4 protein-coding genes and 1 tRNA gene are annotated in these 2,777 nt (G+C 71.4%); 1 reads left to right on the forward strand and 4 read right to left on the reverse strand.

Features of this window, described 5'->3' with window-relative positions; genetic code table 11:
* From F9K34_RS18365 to F9K34_RS18380, 4 genes are all read right to left on the reverse strand, one after another.
* Positions 1-334, reverse strand: a 334-nt coding sequence (locus F9K34_RS18365) for a histidinol dehydrogenase (RefSeq protein WP_291338548.1), incomplete at its 3' end; no start/stop codon positions are given.
* 141 nt (positions 335-475) lie between these two features.
* Positions 476-970 carry a DUF2948 family protein gene (locus tag F9K34_RS18370; protein ID WP_291338549.1) on the reverse strand — a complete coding sequence of 165 codons (495 nt, stop codon included), beginning with the start codon at positions 968-970 and terminating at the stop codon, positions 476-478.
* Positions 967-2,235 carry a UDP-N-acetylglucosamine 1-carboxyvinyltransferase gene (murA, locus tag F9K34_RS18375; RefSeq protein ID WP_291338550.1) on the reverse strand — a complete coding sequence of 423 codons (1,269 nt, stop codon included), beginning with the start codon at positions 2,233-2,235 and terminating at the stop codon, positions 967-969. Before murA ends, F9K34_RS18370 begins: the two co-directional genes overlap by 4 nt.
* Positions 2,236-2,242: 7 nt before the next feature.
* On the reverse strand, positions 2,243-2,419 hold the full coding sequence (locus F9K34_RS18380; RefSeq protein WP_291338551.1) for a hypothetical protein: 177 nt from the start codon (positions 2,417-2,419) through the stop codon (positions 2,243-2,245).
* A gap of 112 nt (positions 2,420-2,531) precedes the next feature.
* On the opposite strand from F9K34_RS18380, the gene F9K34_RS18385 reads away from it, so the two are divergent.
* Positions 2,532-2,606, forward strand: a tRNA-Thr gene (locus F9K34_RS18385).
* Positions 2,607-2,777: the final 171 nt, after the last annotated feature.

Consider the following 2,777-nt stretch of genomic DNA (forward strand, 5'->3'; position numbering starts at 1 on the left):
CATCGGTCCAGCGCGCATCCTGCGGCATCTGGCGCTCGTGGTAGGCCCGGATGCGGCCCGCGGCCAGTTCCAGCGCCGCCCGGTCCTCGGCCCCGACCTTCGCGCATTCCGCCGCGATCTCGGCTGCGGAGAACGCAAGCCTGTCCGGCGTCAGTTCCAGCCGGTCGAACCGCGCCGTCAGCTCGATCAGCGCCGCGTCGCCCCGCGCCCGCACCTCGGCGATGATTGCGGCGACGGCCGAATCCACGTCCGGCGCATCCTCGCGTTTCATCGCGAGCAGCCTCGCGAAGGCGGCCTCGAAGCCCGGATCGGCGGTCGACAGCATCAGCGGCATCGGCATCTCTCCCGTTCCCGCTTCCCCTTATCCGCCCCGGGGCTTCGCCTCAAGCGGCCCGGCTTTCACCCGGTCCGAAATCCCTCGGCGGGGCCCCGGACCCGGTTCGCGCCCGGGGGGGGGCCGCCCCCCAAGCAGCCGTCACTCGGGATGTTCCGGCGCCTTGCGCGACGGCGCCAGGTACGGCCGCGTTACGTCGCTGAGGGTCAGGTCGAGGCACTCCACCTCGGCCCGGATCGCACCGTCGCCGGCGAGCGTGATCTCGACCGCGCCGGCTGCGTCCTCGCCCGGAACCCAGACCACATCGAGAACCGAGAGAACCTCTTCCCGGTCGCCGCGGTCGATCCCCTGCGAGGCGACTTGCGTGACCCCGCCGACGATCAGGACCGAGCGCACCCGCTCGTAGGGGCGCCCGCGCGCCTCGGCGGCGGAGCGGTCCTCCCAGCGGAAACGGTTCACCAGGAAGGCGAGCCGGCGGAGCCTCGGCTGCCAGCTCATGTCGGCCACGGTCAGGACCGCGTCCTGGACGAGGGCGGCCAAGACGGGCACGTCCTCCGCCGCCTCGGCCCGGAGCCTCAGCGGCCGCTCGGCCGCATCCTCGAAGCGGGCGTCCCCGAACTCCTTGTCCGCGCTCATTCGCCGCGCACCCGCTCGATCCTCGCGCCGCAGGCCGACAGCTTCTCCTCCACCCGCTCGTAGCCGCGGTCGAGGTGATAGACCCGGTTCACCTGCGTCTCGCCCTCCGCGCCTAGCCCCGCGAGGATCAGCGACACGCTGGCCCTTAGGTCGGTCGCCATCACCGGCGCGCCCCTGAGCCGCTCGACCCCGGTCACCGTGGCATGGCCGCCGTGGACGTCGATCCGCGCGCCCATGCGCATCAGTTCCGGCGCGTGCATGAAGCGGTTCTCGAAGATCGTCTCCTCCAGCACCGAGACGCCCTCGGCGGTGCACATCAGCGCCATCATCTGCGCCTGAAGATCCGTCGGGAAGCCGGGGTAGACCTCGGTCTTGACGTCGACCGCGTGGACGCGCCCGTTCGCGCGCGCCACCCTCAGCCCGTCGTTGGTCTGGGTGACCGTCACGCCGGCCGTCTCGAGCTTCTCGCAGAACGACGGCAGCAGCTCCCGCCGCCCGCCGATCAGTTCGACCTCGCCCCCCGCGATCGCCGGCGCGATCATGTAGGTGCCAAGCTCGATCCGGTCGGCGACGACGCGGTGCGTGGCGCCGCCGAGCCGGTCGACGCCCTCGATCTCGATCGTGTCCGTCCCCTCGCCCGCGATCCGCGCGCCCATCTGGCGCAGGCACTGGACGAGGTCCACGATCTCGGGTTCGCGCGCGGCGTTCTTCAGCACCGTCGTGCCCTTGGCGAGCGTCGCGGCCATGACGACGTTCTCGGTCGCGCCGACGCTGGCAAAGCGCTGCTCGATCACCGCGCCCCTGAGCCCGCCCGGCGCCATTGCGTGCAGGTAACCGTCCCGCAGCTCGATCTCGGCGCCAAGCGCCTCCAGCCCGGCGATGTGGATGTCCATTGGCCGCGCCCCGATGGCGCAGCCCCCCGGCAGCGAGACGACGGCATGACCCGCCCGCGCCAGCAGCGGCCCGAGCACGAGGTTCGAGGCCCGCATCTTGCGCACGATGTCGTAGTCCGCCCGGTGGCTCGTCAGCGCGTGGCTGGACAGCGTCAGCACCCGGCCGTCCTGCATCGCCGTGACCTCGACGCCGAGAGACTGCAGCAGCAGCGTCATCGTCTTGATGTCGGACAGCCGCGGCGCGTTCATCAGGGTGAGCGGCTCGTCACTGAGCAGCGTCGCCGGCATCAGCGCGAGACAGGCGTTCTTCGCCCCCGCGATCGGGATCCGCCCGGAAAGCTCCGCTCCGCCCGTGACGATGATCGAATCCATGCCTGCCTCAGCCTTCCTTGTCCCGCGACGCGCCCGTGAGCGGCGCCTGCTGCTGCGTGCCCGCCCCCCGCGCCTTCGCCTGCGCCTTGCGCCGCGCGATGTTCGCCTTGAGCGCCGCCTTCAGCCGGTCGCCCCGGTTCTCGCCCGCCGCGCCGCCGGCGGTTTTCGGGGGTTTCCTGTCCATGCGGCCCTCTCTACATGGGATGGCGCCACCCGTCCAGATCGTGTGCCGGACGCTGCCAGATTGCGCTTGCGCGGGGGGGAAATTGCGTCTAACACGCGCCCCACAAATGCGGGCTGCAGTAGCTCAGTGGTAGAGCACTCCCTTGGTAAGGGAGAGGTCGAGAGTTCAATCCTCTCTTGCAGCACCACCCCAATCCCCAGTGGCAGAACGCCTCCCGCGGTCCGTTGCAGCGGCCGTCCCCGGATGTGCCGGGGACGCCTTGCCGTCATGCGGCGGCGCTGTTTGCCCTGGCGGTCGGCGCGGTGAAGCGGCGCAGGCGGAGGGCGTTGGCGAGGACGAAGACGGAGGAGAGCGCCAT

The organism is Albidovulum sp. (assembly GCF_008933605.1).
Classification (GTDB): Bacteria; Pseudomonadota; Alphaproteobacteria; order Rhodobacterales; family Rhodobacteraceae; genus Albidovulum.